Origin of the sequence: Spiractinospora alimapuensis, assembly GCF_018437505.1 — a bacterium.
Lineage (GTDB): Bacteria > Actinomycetota > Actinomycetes > Streptosporangiales > Streptosporangiaceae > Spiractinospora > Spiractinospora alimapuensis.
This window is the reverse complement of the sequence record NZ_CP072467.1, coordinates 2441537-2456379: the sequence shown is the minus strand read 5'-3', so window position 1 is coordinate 2456379 and position 14843 is coordinate 2441537. Positions and strand designations below refer to the sequence as shown.

The window sequence follows — 14843 nt, the reverse complement described above, 5'->3', positions numbered from 1 at the left end:
GACACGTAGGCGTGCTGTGTGTTGTGGCCTGCGAAGATGATCATGGAAAATTCGTCCAAATGATGACGGATCGACCATGACGGTGAAGGCCTGACGACCAACGGGCCGGGTCAGCCCATCGTCTTCTGGCCGTCGATCGACTCGCGGAGGATATCGGCGTGCCCGGCGTGCTGCGCGGTCTCGGCCAGCACGTGCAGGAGAACCCGCCGCGCCGACCACCGCGCGCCCGGGGGGTTCCAGGGGGCCTCGGGGAGGGGGTGCTGGACGTCGAGGGTGTCCAGACCGCGCACGACCTCCTCGGTCCGCGCCGCGACGTCGGCGTAGCGCTCCAGGATCGCCGGCAGGGTGTCGGAGTCCAGCATGGAGAACTCGGCGGCACGTTGCGCCCATTCCTCCTCCGTCTCCGGCATCTTCTGGCTCTCCGGCCCTTCCAGGACGAACCGCATCCAGCCCTCCTCGGTGGCGGCGACGTGCTTGATCAGCCCGCCGAGGCACAGTTCGCTGACGGTGGGCCGGAGCCCAGCTTGCTCGTCGGTGAGCCCCTCGACCGTGTACCTGAGGAAGCCGCGGTGCTTCGCCAGGGTCTCCAGCAGGGTCTCCCGCTCGGGGTCGGTCTCGTGGGTGAGGTTCTCGGTGGTCACACGCCGCTCCTGTCTCGTTCGCGCTGGTAACAGAGATCAACTTACGGAGTATCGAGGACAGGGCGAGTCCTCGACGGGGCGTGTCGGTGCACATGGATCATTGAGGGTCGCCGTGGGGTCTGGGTCCCGGTCTGGGGCACCGCACCGTCGCGGACGCGAATACCTGTCCGCGCGGAGAACACGCCGTTACACTGCGAGTGACGCCGGCGTAGCCCCCGCCATCCCCGAGCCGGATGTGAGGACCCCCGCCATGTCCGCACGACCCCCCGAGCGCGAGCCCGAATGCGGTTGCTCCCACGCCCCAGAGTGCGACTGTGCCCGCGAGCGAACGCGCCTGAGCATGAGCGGGGACGGGATCACCACGGCGCTACAGATCGCAGGGTCGGTCAACGGCGATGTCAACATCGGGGCGGGTGTATCGCTACCGCGCGTGGTCGACACCTATCCCGCGCCCGAGATGATCGACCGACGGGACGCGATGCGGGCGTTGCGCAAGCAGATCGACGCCGGCACCTCGGTGCTCACGTGGACGACCATCCACGGTGACCCAGGGGTGGGAACCAGCTCCGTCGCCTTGGCCTGTCTCCGCGAGATCCGAGAGGAAGAGCGAAGTTCGGACCCCCGGTTCCCCGGCGGGTTGCTGCGGGTTCGCGGAGGTCGAACCGACAGGCGGCGATCGCAGTGGGAGGTGTTGGAGAAGTTCGGCATCACCCAACGGGACCTCCCGCCCCGAGCTGACCCCATCCGTGCGCTGCACCAGGAGATCGAGCGCAGGGGACCCGTGGCGATCCTCGTGGACAACGCGCGGGACCTGAAGGACGTCCTGCCGTTCGTCCCCGGCACGGAGGGGAGCGTGCTCATCGTGGCCGGCGACAGGACGGCGGCGGCTCCCGACATCGACATGGTGCGACCCGACGACCTCCCGGACGGGGCTCCAGGGACCGGGGAGGACATCGAGGACCGCCTCCGGCACCTGGAGGCGCACGAACTGCACATCCCCCCGCTGGAACCCGACGACGCGGTGGCCATGCTGGGCCACGCGGCCGGAGCCGAATGGACGACGCCCAAGCACCGTGCCCTCGCTCGCCACGTGTGCGAAGCATTGGGGCGGCTGCCCTACCTCCTCAGGACCTACGGCAAGCTCATCCAGAGGTGGGAGGACACGGAAGGGGACGGGGCCGGTCTCGCGCGGGTCGCGGAGGAGCTGGCGTCCCTGCCGCCCGAGTCCCCCTCGGGCCAAGGAGCGAAGCCGTCGATCTCCTATGAAGCCGAGCGTCTCCTGGCCGCCTTCTTCAACCGTCGCCCCAAGGAGATCGAGTACTTCGCCCAAAACCTGGCCGTCCATCCGAACACGCCGTTCACCAAGGAACTCGCCCGTCGCCTGGCCGGAGCGTCCTCCGCGCAGGTCGACGTATGGCTGGCCGACCTCGTCGAGTCCGGACTGCTGGAGGCCCCCGAGGTCGGAGAGGGCGCACAGTCCCCTGGCGCCGGCTACCAGTTCCGCCAAGACGAAGTGCACCGCGCGCTGCGTCTGCGAGGTGAGGCCAGTGGGTCGGGCGCGCGCGACACCATGTTCGCGTACTACCTTGATCTCGCCCACGCCGCCCACGGCGTCCTGTTGCCGGGGAGGCCACTGGAGGCGGCGGGAGCGGACCACCCCACGGGAACCGTCGCTCCACCATCCCTCGGCACGGCGCGGCAGGCGGGAACCTTCCTGGACCAGCAGCGCGCGGGACTCGGCCAGGTCGTACACGACGCCGTGCGCCTGGGTCGCCAAGTCCACCCCCGCTACCTCCGTGTCGCCTACCGACTCGTCGCGGCCCTGTGGGCCTATTGGTTCCCGCGCGGACTCATGGACGAGATCGTCGACACCCACGACGCGCTGATCCTCGCCGCCGAAAACGGCGCGCTCACCCCCAGTGAGCGCGCCCAGTTGCTGCTCCAGCGCTCCATCGCCCTGCGCCGCGAACGGGACCTCGTCACCGCGCGCGGCGACGCGGACCGCGCGATCGAACTCGCCGAACAAGCTCCTCAGGTCCCCCTTGTCCTGCACAGCGCTTTGGAGGCGCGCGGCGACGTCCACCTGGACGCGGGGGAGACCACGGACGCGATCCGGCTCTTCACCGCTTCCCTCGCCGTCGCCGTTGAGCTGCCCGAGCGACAGCGACCGCGCGCCGTCCTCAACCTGACCCACAAGCTCGGACGGGCGTTTCTCGCCGACGGCGACCTCGTCGCGGCGCGTGGCCTGCTGGAGCTCTGTGCGTGGGCGGTCGGACATCTGGACCACCGTGGCCGTCCCGCCGGGATCGTGGCCGACCGTGACGGTGGGCCTCCACGCTGGGTCGCCGACGCGGTGCGGCGCCTCGATCACGACGACCCACAGAATCTCGCCCGGCTGATCACGTCCCTGGGAGATCTCGCCCTGGCCGAGGGCGACCCAGCGGCGGCCAACCAGCACTGGGAGAACGCCCTGAAGACCCACCTGGAGGCCGGGCACCTCCGTCGCGCGGCCGAGCTCCTGGAGAAGCGTGCCCGTTCGCTCCATTCGGCCGACGCCGCGTCGGCGCGTGAGGACCTCCACGCCTCCTTGCTCCTCTACGCCCGTCTCAACGCGACGATTCCCTGCCGCCGCTTGGTCCGTCGCCTGGGCGAACTCGACGACCCTGACAGCGTGTGACCGCGCGGGTGGCGTCGACATCCGACGGAGCGGCGGCCGGTCAGCGTGTGTTCGCGGGGGCCGAGCGCCTCGGAAACCGCCTCAGCCCGTCCCGGCCCTCGTGCGACCATGGCCGCGTGAGCGACGATCCGCATCCCACGCGGACCAGAAGAGTCCCTTCCCGCCCGGGCCGGGGCGACGGATGACGGAGTAACTGACGTTCCTGGTCGGGATCGACCAGATGAAGGCCGTCCCGCGCCAGTCGCCCTGGTGGCGGCGCGACGTCGGTAGGACGACGCCGAGCACTCCTGGCACCTGGCCATGACGGTCATCCTGCTCGCGGCGGACGCCGACGACCTGGTCGAGGTCTACGCCGGGGACACGCCGACCTACGACATCGAGGGCGAGGGAACACAGCGGGAGCGTGAGGAGGCGGCGGAGAAGCTGTTCGGCCTTTTGCCGGAGGACCAGGCCACCCGCCTGCGGACGCTGTGGGACGAGTTCGAGGCGCGGTTCGCGAAGGCGATGGACCGGTTCCAACCGTTGCTGCTCAACTGGATGACACACGGGGGAACAAGGCGCTCCCCAGGTGTCACGGCGGACGCCATCCGCGCGCGCAAGGCGGTCATCGGCGACGCCTCCACTCCCCTGGGGCACGCCGCGCGGCGCCCATCGACGAGGGCGAGGCACGGGGCTGGGCCCGTGTGGGAAGCCCGGCGGGGGATTAGGTCGCGTATGTTTCAGCGCTGCGTCAATTGGGCGCGCCCTGCGTCGAACCTTTCGAACAGCCCACCAGGGTGTCCAGTACGGATCGTCTCGCGGGCCGAGGCCCGGTCCCCCGCTGGGACGTCGTCGCGAAGCGGCCCCAGTTGTCCCTAGCCGATCGTCCGGTACGCCGGGTACTCGCGGTCGCCTAAGACGAGGACGAACCTCTCCGGTGCGGGGCCCGCGTTGGGGATCGGCCAGCAGGCGGAGGCCAAGACCAGCGGGTCGGCGAGGCCGGGGGCGCGGAGGCGGACACGATGCCCGGCACGGGTGAGGACGAGGCATTCGCCTCTTCGCGCGGCGGCGGCCAGACCAGCCGAGCCGTGCATGATGAGGGTGTCGGCCAACCGGGCCCACGGGTCGTCGTCCCCGTCGTCGACGCGGGTCACGACGTGCGCCGACTCCAGCCACGACCGCTCCGGCTCGTCGTCGGCCACCACCACGTGTGATCCGGGGGAGCCCCGCCACTCACCGTTCAGCGCGCTCAGTTCCTCCGGGAAGCGCTCGACGGAGATCCGGTCGCCGGCGCGCGCGACCGTGACCCGCAGCGGGGGATGGTGGCCGACGGCCGGCCACCGCAGCGTGTGGGGAACCGGCGGCTCCGGAGGGACGACCGTCGGGTCGTCCTCGGGTTCGGGGAGCTCCAGCATTCGGTAGAAGGCTGACCGCAGCACCGCGTGGGACCGCCCACGACACGAGGCCAGCAGGTCGGTCGCCGGGCGGTACCGGTCCGGATGGTGAGTCGCGGCGTCGGCGAGGAGCTGATCCCGTAGCGACGTCCCCGAGCGCAGCACCGGAGCGAGTCGCCCCAACGCCGCCATCGGCGAGTCCGGGGCCAGGTCCTCGTGCGCGAAGACGCCCAGCATGGTGTGCGTTCCCAGTGCCGCCGCGTAGCCCGTGACCGAGCCGTGGTCGCCCACCACGTGGTCGGCGGCCACCACCGCGGCCTGCCAGCCGACGAGCGGCGGAAGGATGCACAGACCGGCCCGTTCCGCCTCCGCGAACCAGGACCGCACCTGCCACTCGCCGTGGGTCTCCGACACGTTCGGGTGCGCCGCCAGAACCACCTGGAACTCGTCCCGAGGAAGGTGCGCGAGGAGCAGGGAGACGAGTTCCGGCCGTCGCCGGACCAACGACGTCGGTCCCCACGTGGAGGAGATGAGCACCAGGCGACGCGAGCCGGTGCCGAGTGCGTCACGGTACCGCTGGCGGAACGGCAGTCCGGCGCGGATCCGGTCCAGCACGGGATCGCCCGCGACCAGGGTGGTGGACAGCGCCTCCGGACAGGACTCCGCCAACCGTGTCCGCTGTTCCGGGTGGGACAACACCAGCGTGTGCGCCACGAGCCGACCGTCCCGGGTGAGGCTTTCGCGGGAGAGACCATAGGTCCCCTCCGCCGACGCCGCGCCCGGTGCGCCACGCTTGTTATAGCCCACACCGTGCGGCAACACGATCAACGGCCCGTTGATGCGGTGCAGTTCGTCGCCGAGACTGGCGGCGAGCACGAGATCGAACTTCTCGGTGAGCGCCTGCGACCACGGAGCGGTGCGGATCCCCTTCTCCTCGAGGATCCCGCCCACGCTGTCGAGGAACGCCGACGTGTTCGCCCGCGTGGCCAAGGTGGTGACCTCGAGCTCCGCGTCGAGGACCGGGATGACCTCCAGGAGCCGCGTGAGTGAGGTCACGTTGTGCACGACGAGCAGCACCCGTCGGGCGTCGGGACGCGTGGAGTGGGAGTCCGCCAGGAGGCCGATCGGCGCGCGAAGTGGCTCGTCCAGGGACATGACGCTCCTTCGCTGAGCGGCGGGCGCGGCGTCGCCCCAGAGTAGCCTCTGCGCACCCGAGCAGTGGGCACGAGCCCACCCACATCCCCGGCCGTTGGCCGGCACGCTCTGGTGCCGCCCATCGTCCCCTCGGCTGGTGCCGGCCACGGCCGCGCACCAGCGGACTCTGCCCGCGGTGCCGAGAGGACGGACCGCCGGCGTGCGTCTACTCGCTGAGGACCCGTGGTTCCCCGCTGAGGGTGACGTCACCGGACGCCATTTCGGACAGGGCGTGGTCCACGGTGGGCTGGGCGACTCCGGCGGTGAGGTTGAGAAGGACGCGTGTGTCGAAACCGTTGCGTGCCGCGTCCAGTGCTGTGGCGCGTACGCAGTGGTCGGTCGCGATGCCCACGATGTCCACGCGGGACACGCCCCGCCCGCGCAGCCACTCCGCGAGCGACGCGCCCTCCGAGGTGACGCCGTCGAAGCCGCTGTAGCCGTCGGAGTACTGCCCCTTGTCGAAGACGGCCCCCACCGAGCCCGTGTCGAGATTGGGGTGGAACTCCTCGCCGGGTGTACCGGCCACGCAGTGGCGCGGCCAGGACGTCACGAAGTCCGGTGTGTCGGAGAAGTGTGCCCCCGGGTCGATGTGGTGGTCACGGGTCGCCACCACGTGGGGGTAGGAGGCCGCCGCCAGGAAGCCGGAGATGTCGCTGGCCACGGCCGCCCCGCCGGCAACCGCGAGACTGCCGCCCTCGCAGAAGTCGTTCTGTACGTCGACGATGATCAGGGCGGCGCTCTCACCGCCGACGGTGCCTGTCGGGTCCGTCTGGTTCGCGCTCATGCGGACTCCTCCTCGTGCTCGTCGCTCACGAAGACCGTGGTCAACGCGGGTTCTCCCCGGGATAGGTGTCGCGCGGCGAGGGGGAGCTCCCGCACCGTGCGGCGGTGCCGTTCCCGTGCGGCCGACACCGGTTCGTGTCCCACGACCTCGCCGGAGGCGACGAGCCTGCGTAGGCGGGGGCGCTCCAAATCGTCGGGCTTGGGCTCGTGGCCGTAGATGACCTCGTCCTGGGCGACACCGAACCGGTCGTAGCGCCGCACCGGCCACTTGCGTCCGCCACGACTGGGCTTGCCGGGGGAACGCTTGGCGACAGGGAGGAGCTCCCCGTCCGGTTCGAGCGCGCGGGCCGCGAGCTTGTACACGAGTGCCGCCGTCGGGGCGCCGGAGCCGGTGACCAGCGCGGTACCGACGCCGTATCCGTCAACCGGGGCGACGGCGAGGCCGGCGATGGCGTACTCGTCGAGGTCGCCGGTGACGACGATCCGGGTCTTGTTCGCGCCCGCGTCGTCGAGGAGGGACCGGACGTCGACGGCGAGCTCGGCGAGGTCACCGGAGTCGATGCGTACGGCGCCCAGGTCCGCCCCGGCGAGGTCCAGTCCGGTGCGTACGGCCTGGGGGATGTCGTAGGTGTCGACGAGCAGCGTCGTTCCGTTCCCGAGGCTGGCGAGCTGGGCCTCGAAGGCGGAGCGCTCGTCCTGGAAGAGCAGTGTGAACGCGTGGGCGCTCGTGCCGGCCGTGGGGATGCCGTGGTCGCGGCCGGCGGCCAGGTTGGAGGTCGAGGCGAACCCGGCGATGTAAGCGGCCCGGGCCGCCGCCACGGCGGCGAACTCGTGGGTACGCCGGGAGCCCATCTCGATGATGGGCCGGTCGTCGGCGGCGCTCACCATGCGCGAGGCCGCGGTCGCGATCGCGGAGTCGTGGTTGTAGATCGACAGGGCCAGGGTCTCCAGCAGGACGGCCTCGGCGAAGTCGGCCTCCACGACGAGGATCGGCGAGCCGGGGAAGTAGCAGTCACCCTCCGCGTAGCCCCAGATGTCGCCGGAGAACCGGAAGTCGGCCAGCCACTCGAGCGTCGGGCCGTCGACGATGTGCTCGTCCTCGAGGAAGGCGAGGGTCGCGTCGTCGAAGTGGAAGTGTTCCAGGGCCGTCAGGAATCGTCCGGTTCCGGAGACCACTCCGTAGCGACGCTCGTGCGGCAGGTTACGGGCGAACAGCTCGAACACGGATCGCCGGTGGGCGGTCCCGCTGCTCAGCGCGCTGCTCAACATGGTGAGTTCGTAACGGTCGGTGAGTAGCGCACTGCTCACCGCGTGTTCCAGCGATGGGGCGCCCCTGTATGCCGTGGCCATAGCCCCTAGCGTAGTTTGCGCCTCAGAGTAAATAAATCCCGGGAGGGGCATCTGAGGGTGGAAGCAGGCATACCAGTGGGGATGGAACAATAGGGGAGAGAGCAGCTTGGAGGTGATGCCACGGTGAGCACGGCACCGGCACCGGTCGAACTCGAACGCCCGGAGACCGAGAACGTGGTGCGCCCTGACCTCCCATGGGTGACCATCGTCTGGAACGACCCGGTCAACCTGATGTCATACGTCACGTTCGTCTTCCAGAAGGTCTTCGGATACTCCAAGGCGAAGGCGCGCAAGCTCATGCTCGACGTCCACAACAAGGGTCGAGCGGTCGTCTCCAGCGGTTCCCGCGAGGAGATGGAGCGCGACGTCGCGACGCTCCATGGGTACGGGTTGTGGGCGACCCTGCAGCAGGACAAGTAGGCGGGACGGATCGTTCACTATGACCCTTGGATTCCGTCGCACGTGGGGCGGGAGCATCGTCATCGACCTCGACCCCGAGGAGGCGACGGTGCTGCGTTCCATGGCCAACCTGGTGCTGTCACTGGTCGATCCACCGGAGCCCAAGGACGAGTTGGCGGAACTGGTCGGCATCGGCGAGCAGCGGGAGGCCCCGGACGACCCCGTCCTGGCGCGCCTGTTCCCCGACGCCTACTCGCAGGACGAGGAGTCCGCGGGTGACTTTCGCCGCTACACCGAGGACGGGCTGCGTTCGGAGAAGCGCGCCGCCGCCGAGTCGATCATCGAGGTGGTTCCGGAGTCCGGTGGGCGGATCGAGCTGGACGACGAGCAGGGACTGACCTGGATGAAGTCCCTCAACGACGTCCGCCTGGCCCTTGGCACGAGGATCGGGATCCAGCAGGACACCGGGCGTCCCCCGCAGGACGCCTCGATGGAGGACTGGGCCGCGGTCAACATCTACGACTGGTTGACGGCACTCCAGGATTCCCTGGTCCGGGCGGTCAGATAGCCTGGGGGAAGATTCCCTACTAGGCGAGTAGGATTAATGATGCTGAGGATCCCTGCTTCCATTCGCGACGCGATCGTCGCGCACGCCCGCCGTGACCACCCCGACGAGGCCTGTGGCGTCGTCCTGGGGCCGGAGGGCTCGGACCGGCCCGAGACGTTCCTCGAACTGACCAACGCGGCCCGCTCCCCGACGTGGTACGAGTTCGACCCCGACGAGTACAAGCGCCAGGTCTACGACCGGCTGTGGGACCGCGATGAGGAGGTCGTGGTCGTCTACCACTCCCACACGATGACCGAGGCCTACCCCTCGCCCACCGACGTCAGTCAGGCGGCCGAGGCCGGCGAGCCCCAGGCCCACTACGTCCTTGTCTCCACGCGTGACCCGGAGACCTTCGAGTTCCGCTCCTACCGGATCCTCGACGGAGAGGTCACCGAAGAAGACGTGGAGTTCGTCGACTGAGTCGACCGGACCGCGCCGCCGCCAGCGGGCGCACCTGACCGGAATGAATGCGCGCCGGCCCATGTTGGAACCGGAAGACCGTCCAGCGGCGGAACCGGCGCATCGGCGGGCAGTCGCGCCCGACCGGCCCACACGAACGACCCCACAGGAGTGATTGACCCATGGCAATCGAGGTTCGCGTCCCCACGATCCTGCGCACGCACACCGACGGCGCGAAGACCGTTGAGGGCTCGGGCAAGACCCTTGGTGAGCTCGTCGCCAACCTGGACGAGAAGCACCCCGGCATCGGTTCGCGCATCGTCGAGGACGGCAAGCTCCGCCGGTTCATCAACGTCTACCTCAACGACGAGGACGTCCGGTTCCTCGACGGAATCGACACCTCCCTCAACGACGGCGACACGGTCACGGTCCTCCCGGCGGTTGCCGGCGGCATGCGCTGATCACCATGCGCTACGACTCGCTGCTGGACTCCCTCGGCCACACCCCGCTGGTGGGACTGCCGAACCTCGCCCCCTCGCCCGACGTACGACTCTGGGCGAAACTCGAGGACCGCAACCCCACCGGGTCGGTGAAGGACCGGACGGCGCTGTTCATGGTGGAGGAGGCGGAAAAGGACGGCCTCCTCCACCCGGGCAGCACCATCCTGGAACCGACCTCGGGAAACACCGGCATCTCGCTGGCGATGGTCGCCAAACTGCGCGGCTACCACCTCATCTGCGTGATGCCGGAGAACACGTCCGCGGAGCGCACACAGCTCCTGCGCATGTGGGGCGCCGAGGTCCACTACTCGCCCGCCGCCGGCGGGTCGAACGAGGCCGTACGGGTGGCCAAGAAGATGGCCGCCGACAACCCAGACTGGGTCATGCTCTACCAGTACGGGAACTCCGCCAACGCCCGCGCGCACTACGAGACCACCGGTCCCGAACTCCTGACCGACCTCCCGGAGATCACGCACTTCGTGGCGGGCCTGGGGACCACGGGCACCCTGATGGGAGTCGGCCGCTACCTGCGCGAGCACCGTCCCGAGGTACAGATCGTCGCCGCGGAACCGCGGTACGGGGAGCTCGTCTACGGGCTGCGCAACCTCGACGAGGGCTTCATCCCGGAACTGTACGACGAGGACGTCCTCACCACCCGCTTCTCGGTCCCCGCCGACGCTGCACTGCGCCGCACCCGCGAACTGCTCACGCGTGAGGGGATCTTCGCCGGGATCTCCACCGGCGGCGCGCTGCACGCCGCGCTGGGCGTCGCGGCCAAGGTCGACAAGGCCGGGGGAGAGGCCGACATCGCCGTCATCATCGCCGACGGCGGCTGGAAGTACCTCTCCACCGGAGCCTACGAGGGCACCCTCGAGGAAGCGGAAGAACGCCTCGAAGGCCAGCTCTGGGCCTGACGGATGTCCGCGGTCCCACCACGTGGGGCCGCTCGCTGGGGGCCGGCCGCACCGAGGCCGGCCCCCAGCGGCTTGTCCGGCCGGTCCTCGCCGAATTGGACCAGGGAGCGCGCGCCCCCGGGGACGCGAAGCCGCCTCAGTGACACACCCCGCCGACCGATACGTGGTCAGGATCTGGACGCGTGGGCGCGCGCGGAGACGCGCACCCCGCTAAAGCACGCGCTCGCCCTGGGACACGGTGAGACGGTGCGACCGGGATCGCGCGGAACGCCGGAGGAGAGTCCGACGGCCACGCTCGGTAGGCAGGGAGTTGGCCTCCGAACTGCGAGGACACGCCCCCCAGCGCTCGTGTACCGACAGTGACAGGTTTCAATGGACACCATGTCGCGCTACTCCGCAGCAATCGCAGTGTCCAGGTCCGGCGAAGGCCAGTACAAGACGGAACTCGATCCCGGATACCTCATCGGTACCGCCATCAACGGCGGCTACCTCATGGCAGTGCTCCAGAGCGCGGCGCTCGCGGAGTCGTCGCACGAGCACGCGGTCTCCTCGTCGTTCCACTTCCTCCGCCCGGGGACCGGCGGGCCGGCCGACATCGCGGTGGAGACCGTGAAGTCCGGCCGTACGGTCAGCACCATGCGCGCCGTCCTGACCCAGGACGGACGGCCCACCGTGACCGGCACCTTCGCCACCGCGACCCTGGAGTCGAGCGCGGTGCCGGAGTACGCCCCGACCGCGCCCGAACTCCCCGCCTACGCCGACTGCGCCGTATTCGACCCACGAGCGGAGGAGTCCCCCGCCTCCGAGTTCAGCCGGCGGGTCGAGCTCCGCTTCTCGGCGACCAGCTACCACCGCCTCACCTCGGCGGGAGCCGACCCGGTCCCCGAGCTGTACGGCTACGTGCGACTCCCCGAGTCCGAGGGAGCCCCCGAGGACACCCTCGCCTTCCTACCCATGGCGGTGGACTCCCTTCCTCCAGTGGTGATGGTCTTCGGCACCTGGCGCTGGGCGCCCACGGTCGAACTCACCTGGAACCTCCGGGCGGTTCCGGCCCCGGGGCCGTTGACCTTCCGGTCCCGCGCCGAAATGGTGAGCGACGGATGGTTCGACGAGAACGTGGACCTGTGGGACAGCGCGGGAACGTTCGTCGCCCAGTGCCGCCAACTGGCCCGAGTCGGGCGATAGCGCGGCCCGATCCCAGGCCACACACCGTTCACTGTGACGTAGGTCGCTTGAGACCCCGCCCACATTTGGGTGCCACCCAGGGGGTAGTTGGGGTAGACCCGTAACAACGGGGAAATCGAGTAAGGACCTGCTGACCTGGTTCCGCGGGTTCGCCAGCGGCATCCCATGCGAAGAGGCTTTAGGACGTGCGACTCACCATCATCGGCGCATCGGGGAGCTACCCCGGCCCCAACAGCCCGGCCTCCTGTTATCTGGTCGAGGCCGACGGATACCGGCTGCTGCTGGACCTAGGAAACGGGGCGCTCGGCGCTCTGCACCGTTACGTGGACATCTACGGCGTGGACGCCGTGTACCTCAGCCACCTCCACCCCGACCACTGCATGGACCTGTGCTCCTACTGGGTGGCGCGCACCTACGCACCCGACGGGCCACAGCCGACCATGCCCGTGTACGGACCCCGCGGGGTCGCCGACCGGATGGCGACGGCCTACGGCCTCGACCCCGACCCCGGAATGCGCGACGCGTTCGAGTTCCGGGAACTCCTCCCCGGTCGCCTGGAGATCGGCCCGTTCGGCGTCGAGGTACAGCGCGTGAACCACCCCGTCGAGGCCTTCGGAATCCGACTCGACCACGGCGGCGTCAGCATGGCCTACTCCGGCGACACCGGTCCGTGCCCGGAACTGGTCGACATCGCGCGCGGCGCCGACCTCTTCCTGTGCGAGGCGTCGTTCCACGAGAACCGGGACAACCCCAAGGACGTCCACCTCACCGGAGTCGAGGCCGGCACCCATGCGAGCAGCGCCGACGTCGGCGAGATGATCCTGACGCACCTCGTGCCCTGGAACGACGACGAACGCACCCTCACCGAGGCCAGCTCCTCCTTCACCGGGCCGATCCGGCTGGCGGAACCGGGAGCGGTGCACGAGATCGGGGCGCACGCGACGGCGGGATAGTCTCATCCCCATGGCTCGATCCGATGGACGCACCCCTAAGCAACTCCGCCCGGTCACGATCACGCGGAACTGGTTGAAGCACGCGGAAGGCTCTGTACTCGTCGAGTTCGGCGACACCAGAGTCCTCTGCGCCGCCTCCGTGGAGGACGGCGTCCCCCGCTGGCGCCGCGGCAGTGGTCAGGGATGGGTGACCGCCGAGTACTCTATGCTGCCCCGCTCCACTGACACCCGAAGCGGACGCGAGTCGGTCAAGGGCAAGATCGGCGGACGTACGCACGAGATCTCCCGACTCATCGGCCGGTCGCTGCGCGCGATCGTGGACTTCAAGGCCATGGCCGAACACACCATCACCATCGACTGCGACGTGCTCCAGGCCGACGGTGGTACCCGAACCGCGGCGATCACCGGTGGCTACGTCGCCCTCGCCGACGCCGCCGCCTACCTGCGCAAGCACCGCAAGCTCAAGGGGAACCCGCTCGCCGGTTCCGTCGCGGCCGTCAGCGTCGGCGTCGTCCAGGGGCAGGGACGCCTCGACCTCAACTACCTCGAGGACTCCGTCGCCGAGACCGACATGAACGTCGTCGTGACCGGAGACGGTCGCTTCGTCGAAGTACAGGGAACCGCCGAGGGGGAACCGTTCGATCGCTCGATGCTGGACGGCCTGCTCGACCTCGGTGTGGCCGGATGCGCCGAACTGACCACCATGCAGAAGAAGGCACTCGCCGGATGACGGAACTCGTGCTCTCCACCCGTAACCGGCACAAGGTCGACGAGGTGGAGGCCATCCTCGGCACCGAACTCCCCGGCGTGCGAGTCGTCGGTCTGGACGGACTGCCCGACTTCCCTGAGGTCGTGGAGTTCGAGCCGACGTTCGCCGGCAACGCGCTCCTCAAGGCGCGCGCCGCGGCGACCGCGTTGGGACGTACCGCCCTCGCGGACGACTCCGGCCTCCGGGTCGACGCCCTCAACGGCATGCCGGGCGTTCTCTCCGCGCGGTGGTCGGGCCGGTTCGGTGCGGGGACCGACAGTCAGGACCGCGCGAACATGAACCTCGTCCTGGACCAACTGTCCGACACCCCGGACGACCGACGCGGGGCGGCGTTCGTGTGCGCGGCGGCGGTGGTCACTCCGGACGGCCACGAGCACACGGTCGAAGGCGTACTGCCCGGGGTCCTCCTCCGGGAGCCACGCGGGACGAACGGGTTCGGGTACGACCCGATCTTCCTCCCCGAGCGGGAGACACGAACGACGGCGGAGATGCGGTCAACGGAGAAGAACGCGATCAGCCACCGGCGCCGCGCGTTCCGGCTCCTCGCGGAGCACCTACGTGCCCACGGTGTGGTGGACGCCGGCGCCTGAGGCGTCCATGCCAAGCGCCCGGGGGCCAGGGGAGCCAGGCCCTCGAATCCACACGGAATCATCGGTGTGGGACGCGCGGAAGTGGGTATGAAAGTGGATCCCTCGGTGGAGCCGAAGCGGCGACACCAGGGAAAACGCCCGTCGGAGAGAACGTGGTGACCATCAGGTGACCACACAGTGGCCGCACGATGGTTCGAGCGCCCCACGAGTCGGGGTACAGTTATGGAGCGGTCAGGGGGTACGCCCCCAGCCGGGACTTCCCGGAAGACCGCACCTGGACCCCAAATCCGGTTCGCAGGAACTGGGTCGAAGGACTCTGGGTGGGGGTTACACTAGTAACCACGGCGGGGAAAGCCAAGAGGTTTTCCGCCGGAGATTGGAAAATCCCGAGGGTTTTCACTCGGAATTCGCCGGTTTGCGGGGAATTCGGGGGGATGCTAAATTGGGGTTAACAAAGTGAAGAGAGCCGCTTCCACGCGAAGACGCTGAAGGTTCCCGGTTTCGGGGGT

The 14843-nt window shown here is 69.4% G+C and carries 14 protein-coding genes and 1 pseudogene; 11 read left to right on the top strand and 4 right to left on the bottom strand.

The features are described from left to right. Positions 1 to 110: 110 nt before the first annotated feature. Positions 111 to 641 carry a DinB family protein gene (locus J4H86_RS11195; RefSeq protein WP_236543436.1) on the bottom strand — a complete coding sequence of 177 codons (531 nt, stop codon included), beginning with the start codon at positions 639 to 641 and terminating at the stop codon, positions 111 to 113. Between the two features lie 340 nt (positions 642 to 981). On the opposite strand from J4H86_RS11195, the gene J4H86_RS11190 reads away from it, so the two are divergent. Next, entirely contained in the window at positions 982 to 3318 is a 2337-nt protein-coding gene (locus J4H86_RS11190; RefSeq protein ID WP_236543435.1) for a tetratricopeptide repeat protein, read from the top strand. Between the two features lie 285 nt (positions 3319 to 3603). After that, positions 3604 to 4176 (top strand): annotated as a pseudogene (locus tag J4H86_RS11185) (HD domain-containing protein); the annotation flags it as partial. On the opposite strand, the gene J4H86_RS11180 reads toward J4H86_RS11185, so the two are convergent. The 3 genes from J4H86_RS11180 to J4H86_RS11170 all read right to left on the bottom strand — a co-directional run bounded on the left by J4H86_RS11180 (position 4173) and on the right by J4H86_RS11170 (position 8018). Further along, positions 4173 to 5846: a hypothetical protein gene (locus tag J4H86_RS11180; protein WP_236543433.1), complete on the bottom strand. Its 1674-nt coding sequence runs from the start codon at positions 5844 to 5846 to the stop codon at positions 4173 to 4175. The pseudogene J4H86_RS11185 and the gene J4H86_RS11180 sit on opposite strands and share 4 nt — an antisense overlap. 205 nt (positions 5847 to 6051) lie before the next feature. Beyond that, positions 6052 to 6669 carry an isochorismatase family protein gene (locus J4H86_RS11175; protein ID WP_236543432.1) on the bottom strand — a complete coding sequence of 206 codons (618 nt, stop codon included), beginning with the start codon at positions 6667 to 6669 and terminating at the stop codon, positions 6052 to 6054. After that, positions 6666 to 8018, bottom strand: coding sequence for a nicotinate phosphoribosyltransferase (locus tag J4H86_RS11170; protein WP_236543431.1), 1353 nt, complete (start codon positions 8016 to 8018; stop codon positions 6666 to 6668). The genes J4H86_RS11175 and J4H86_RS11170 overlap by 4 nt, the downstream gene beginning before the upstream one ends. Before the next feature lie 123 nt (positions 8019 to 8141). Between J4H86_RS11170 and clpS the strand changes: the two genes are divergently transcribed. The 9 genes from clpS to rdgB all read left to right on the top strand — a co-directional run bounded on the left by clpS (position 8142) and on the right by rdgB (position 14334). Continuing rightward, positions 8142 to 8438: an ATP-dependent Clp protease adapter ClpS gene (clpS, locus tag J4H86_RS11165; RefSeq protein WP_236543430.1), complete on the top strand. Its 297-nt coding sequence runs from the start codon at positions 8142 to 8144 to the stop codon at positions 8436 to 8438. A 19-nt stretch (positions 8439 to 8457) separates the two neighbouring features. After that, on the top strand, positions 8458 to 8985 hold the full coding sequence (locus J4H86_RS11160; protein ID WP_236543429.1) for a DUF2017 domain-containing protein: 528 nt from the start codon (positions 8458 to 8460) through the stop codon (positions 8983 to 8985). A 39-nt stretch (positions 8986 to 9024) separates the two neighbouring features. After that, a complete protein-coding gene (locus tag J4H86_RS11155) occupies positions 9025 to 9444 on the top strand; it encodes a Mov34/MPN/PAD-1 family protein (RefSeq protein WP_236543991.1) in 420 nt (139 codons plus the stop codon). Between the two features lie 161 nt (positions 9445 to 9605). Then, the gene (locus J4H86_RS11150) at positions 9606 to 9884 is read left to right on the top strand and encodes a MoaD/ThiS family protein (protein WP_236543428.1); all 279 of its coding nucleotides are present in this window, start codon (positions 9606 to 9608) and stop codon (positions 9882 to 9884) included. 5 nt (positions 9885 to 9889) lie between these two features. After that, on the top strand, positions 9890 to 10837 hold the full coding sequence (locus J4H86_RS11145; RefSeq protein WP_236543427.1) for a PLP-dependent cysteine synthase family protein: 948 nt from the start codon (positions 9890 to 9892) through the stop codon (positions 10835 to 10837). Positions 10838 to 11218: 381 nt separating this feature from the next. Then, entirely contained in the window at positions 11219 to 12022 is an 804-nt protein-coding gene (locus J4H86_RS11140) for a thioesterase family protein (RefSeq protein WP_236543426.1), read from the top strand. 185 nt (positions 12023 to 12207) lie between these two features. Further along, a complete protein-coding gene (locus tag J4H86_RS11135; protein WP_236543425.1) occupies positions 12208 to 12975 on the top strand; it encodes an MBL fold metallo-hydrolase in 768 nt (255 codons plus the stop codon). A 10-nt stretch (positions 12976 to 12985) separates the two neighbouring features. Continuing rightward, positions 12986 to 13705 (top strand): ribonuclease PH, encoded by a 720-nt coding sequence (rph, locus tag J4H86_RS11130; protein WP_236543424.1) that lies wholly within the window; start codon positions 12986 to 12988, stop codon positions 13703 to 13705. After that, complete coding sequence (gene rdgB / locus J4H86_RS11125) at positions 13702 to 14334, top strand: RdgB/HAM1 family non-canonical purine NTP pyrophosphatase (protein ID WP_236543423.1); 633 nt, start codon at positions 13702 to 13704, stop codon at positions 14332 to 14334. Before rph ends, rdgB begins: the two co-directional genes overlap by 4 nt. Positions 14335 to 14843: the final 509 nt, after the last annotated feature.

What these genes read in the sequence shown, in the direction of transcription:
- J4H86_RS11190 (WP_236543435.1), top strand. Translation starts at nt 982, where the DNA reads ATGAGCGGGGACGGGATCACCACGGCGCTACAGATCGCAGGGTCGGTC.
- J4H86_RS11180 (WP_236543433.1), bottom strand. Translation starts at nt 5,846, where the DNA reads ATGTCCCTGGACGAGCCACTTCGCGCGCCGATCGGCCTCCTGGCGGAC.
- J4H86_RS11175 (WP_236543432.1), bottom strand. Translation starts at nt 6,669, where the DNA reads ATGAGCGCGAACCAGACGGACCCGACAGGCACCGTCGGCGGTGAGAGC.
- J4H86_RS11170 (WP_236543431.1), bottom strand. Translation starts at nt 8,018, where the DNA reads ATGGCCACGGCATACAGGGGCGCCCCATCGCTGGAACACGCGGTGAGC.
- J4H86_RS11160 (WP_236543429.1), top strand. Translation starts at nt 8,458, where the DNA reads ATGACCCTTGGATTCCGTCGCACGTGGGGCGGGAGCATCGTCATCGAC.
- J4H86_RS11155 (WP_236543991.1), top strand. Translation starts at nt 9,025, where the DNA reads ATGCTGAGGATCCCTGCTTCCATTCGCGACGCGATCGTCGCGCACGCC.
- J4H86_RS11150 (WP_236543428.1), top strand. Translation starts at nt 9,606, where the DNA reads ATGGCAATCGAGGTTCGCGTCCCCACGATCCTGCGCACGCACACCGAC.
- J4H86_RS11145 (WP_236543427.1), top strand. Translation starts at nt 9,890, where the DNA reads ATGCGCTACGACTCGCTGCTGGACTCCCTCGGCCACACCCCGCTGGTG.
- J4H86_RS11140 (WP_236543426.1), top strand. Translation starts at nt 11,219, where the DNA reads ATGTCGCGCTACTCCGCAGCAATCGCAGTGTCCAGGTCCGGCGAAGGC.
- rph (WP_236543424.1), top strand. Translation starts at nt 12,986, where the DNA reads ATGGCTCGATCCGATGGACGCACCCCTAAGCAACTCCGCCCGGTCACG.
- rdgB (WP_236543423.1), top strand. Translation starts at nt 13,702, where the DNA reads ATGACGGAACTCGTGCTCTCCACCCGTAACCGGCACAAGGTCGACGAG.